Genomic DNA, 3398 nt, shown 5'->3' on the forward strand with positions numbered 1-3398 from the left:
AGATTCCAAGTACGATATCCTCTAATCGTGCTACTGGGAATGAGTCAACCTGCTCTTTAACCATTTCCTCTAGCTTCATTTTACGCAATACTTCCTCTAATTTAGACTCCGCTTCAACAAAAGCAAAATTAGTTATTTTTGGTACCATTTGGGTCTCGACCCATTCAGAGGCACCAGGGAAGTAATGGTTTAAACTATAATTTAATCTATCTTCAATTGCAAGCTGCTCTCTTAAATATGCCTTGACGTTGACTACTAGTGGATCAAAATCAAAGCCTTCCATCATCTCAGCCAATGGTCGATCCTTCAGCTTCTCCCACTCGTTTTGGACAATGTTTTCAAGCATCACTTTTGTTCCAGGTGCCCGTAGAAATTTTAAAATTTCAGGCTGTACCTTGCCCACAAGTGAGTTGGAATCTCCCATAAACATTTGTATCATATTACCAAGTGTTCCTTTAGTAGAAAGGAAATCATCAATCAGCTTCTTAACTGTACTTTTACCTTCTTCTGATTGGAAAAATTCTTCACCCTTATGAAGAATATAAGAAACAATATCTCCAACCTTGCTATTGGCCTTTTCTTGCCAATCTAGTGGAGCAATTTGACGAATTGTTTCATTCTCTAACTTTGCTAAAATACGATTGAACTGTATATCAACCTGTTCATCTATTTTTGCATTCACAAGAGATGGCACAGATTCAATTCCTGCAAGCTTCAACCAATCATGTACAGTTTTATCTGATTGTAATATATTTTTATTTAGCTGCTTTACAACAAAGTCATTAGCCTTACTCTTCATCGAGTCATTAAAGTACTTCTTTTTGAAAATATCCGGGGTCAATAAATGCTTGATAACAGTTATTCCTAATTGTTTGGCAAGCTCATCCCGACGCTTAGGTATTAAACCTGGAGTAAACGGCACTCTCCATGATCCTATATACTTTGCTTCATGAGGTCTAAATAGCATTTTAATGGCGAGGTGATTTGTAACCGCTCCAATTGCTGCTCCGACGACTGCCATGAATATGATTGTCCATAAAAAACCCATCCATCTCACCTTTTTCCTCTAGCTTCTAGATTATTATAGCAGAGGAGTGAGAAACACAAAAACAATTAGAGTGCATTGTACATCATCGAAAATCGAATGGCATGCTCTGTTTCATCATGCATAGCACAAAAAAGAGGTGCATATGCTTGTTGAATCGGTATTTGGAGCAGCATTTCCTTATATACTTCTGCTGTCTCCAATTCATCCTTGACTGACTGCTTGACACAGGATTTTAAATCTTCACACGGGGGAACTTTTTGTAAGTTTTGAACAAAACTTCCTGTAAGCATATAATAGAGTTGTTGAAACATTTCATAATGGCTTTTTTCGTCCTCATAAACGTGCTCGATGAATTCTTGCCAGTATGGGTCGTCCGTCAGCTTATACATATCCATATAATGATGGTAATCGGCGTACTCATTTTTAATTGCTTGTTCCAGCTTTTCAATAAACAATTAGATGCTCCTTCGCTAGTCATTTATACTAGTATATGCGAGCAAATTCACTCACATGAAAGGTATGATTATATTGCTACAACATTTCAGCTTCAAGTCACTCTATGACAACAAACAGCTTCCCGGCTGGTCAGTTTCTTTCTTTTATAAACAAAAAAGATACTCAGCAGAATACGAGCCTGATGGAACGATTAAGTGGAACGGGGAAACTCCATCAGACGAAGAAACAGTCAAAAAAATGATTCATGAGCTTATGCTCTTCCATGTGTACGACTAAACAAGAAAGGTGAACGCTTAGTTTATGAATAAAAAATATATAATACCAATAGTCACATTAGTGCTAGCAGCTTTATTAGCTGCTTGTGAAGACTCACCGGAAGCTAGTGCTGATCTGGACAGCCAGTCCCAAAATAGTGAAGTATCTCAAGACAAAAATTCAGTCTTGAATGAAAACAAAAGTACATCCAATGACACTCAAGAAAATCCAGTGACTAAGGATTCTACCTTAAAAGAAGAGTATTCTATGAAATTAAACAACACGAAATTAGAGGCAGAAAAATTGAAGGCAACTGATTCTTCGACTTATGCGCTAAAAAAAGTGGAGAACGATAGATGGGTTTTGTGGGATGAATTGTTGAACGAAATATATGGCGCTTTGAAGGAGCAATTGTCTCCAGAAGAAATGGACCTATTAAGAGAAAATCAACGACAATGGTTAAAAGATAGAGATGACCAAGCATTAGAAGCTTCCCTAAAATTTAAAGGTGGGACGCAGGAGCATTTAGAATATGTAGCTGCTCTAGCTAATCTTACTGAAGAAAGATGCTATGAGTTAGTTGATCGTTATATGAAATAATTCAAGAATAAAGAAAAAGAGCTTGAACTGTTTTTGTTCAAGCTCTTTTTTCTATATCCTGCAATCAATTCTGTAGCTGTTCAAAAACAGTCCCAATAAACATTTTAGCGATATCCTTTATTGCTCGTTCGTCGATGTCGAATTTAGGATGATGATGTGGGTAGGTAGCTTTTAGCTCCTCGTTCCCTCCACCAATGATAAAATAAGCTCCCGGAATCTCGCGTTGATAATACGCATAGTCCTCGCTTCCGTTCATCGGTTTCCCCGGGATTATGTTATCAGCCCCTAGAACCTGACTAGCCACTTTCTCTACACGCTTTGTTTCGATAGGGTCGTTAAAGATAGATGGACAGTCCTTCACATATTTTAATTCGTACGTAGCGTCGGCAGCTTCACAAGTGTTTCTTACTACTTGTTCTAGCTTCTGCTCAATTAGTGTGCGTACATCCTCGTCATAGGTTCTCACTGTCCCTTTTATATAGGCAGTGTCAGGTATCACATTAGTGGTGCTTCCGCTTTGAAAAGAACCAACCGTAATTACTGCAGCCTTTAGTGGATCTACTCTTCTGCTAACAATTTGCTGTAGATTTAATACAACCTGGCTTCCCGTCACTAAAGCATCAATCGTTTCATGAGGAGATGCCCCGTGCCCCCCTTTACCATGGATTGTTATATAAAAATCATCCTGGGCAGAGGAAGCATAGCCTTCTATCACACTAAATGTTCCATAGGGCTGAAGAGACATAACATGTGAACCATAGATTACGTCCACACCTTCTAAGCAACCGTCCTTAATCATAAATTCAGCACCACCTGGAGTGGTCTCCTCGGCGAATTGATGTATGAACACTACAGTACCTGGTACCTCGTCCTTGTGCTCACTTAATAGCTTTGCCACACCTAAAAGTGCTGACGTATGTAAATCGTGCCCACATGCATGCATAACTCCTGGAACTTTTGATTTGTATGCTACTTCCTTCTCATCCTGAATAGGTAATGCATCAAAGTCTGCTCGAAGTGCGATGGTTTTCCCTGGTTT

5 protein-coding genes are annotated in these 3398 nt (G+C 38.8%); 2 read left to right on the forward strand and 3 right to left on the reverse strand.

The window, feature by feature from the left end; translation table 11 throughout:
- Both AC06OU_RS16520 and AC06OU_RS16525 read right to left on the reverse strand, forming a co-directional pair.
- A partial coding sequence (locus AC06OU_RS16520; RefSeq protein ID WP_475857236.1) for a DUF445 domain-containing protein occupies positions 1-1048 on the reverse strand: 1048 nt, incomplete at its 3' end.
- 65 nt (positions 1049-1113) lie between these two features.
- On the reverse strand, positions 1114-1503 hold the full coding sequence (locus AC06OU_RS16525) for a ferritin-like domain-containing protein (protein ID WP_169360625.1): 390 nt from the start codon (positions 1501-1503) through the stop codon (positions 1114-1116).
- 73 nt (positions 1504-1576) lie between these two features.
- On the opposite strand from AC06OU_RS16525, the gene AC06OU_RS16530 reads away from it, so the two are divergent.
- A complete protein-coding gene (locus AC06OU_RS16530) occupies positions 1577-1780 on the forward strand; it encodes a YheE family protein (protein WP_475857240.1) in 204 nt (67 codons plus the stop codon).
- Positions 1781-1804: 24 nt separating this feature from the next.
- Positions 1805-2359, forward strand: coding sequence for a lysozyme inhibitor LprI family protein (locus AC06OU_RS16535; protein WP_475857238.1), 555 nt, complete (start codon positions 1805-1807; stop codon positions 2357-2359).
- Between the two features lie 64 nt (positions 2360-2423).
- Here AC06OU_RS16535 and AC06OU_RS16540 read toward each other — a convergent pair.
- A partial coding sequence (locus AC06OU_RS16540) for a M20 metallopeptidase family protein (RefSeq protein WP_475857239.1) occupies positions 2424-3398 on the reverse strand: 975 nt, incomplete at its 5' end.

It is taken from the genome of Psychrobacillus sp. (assembly GCF_056205495.1).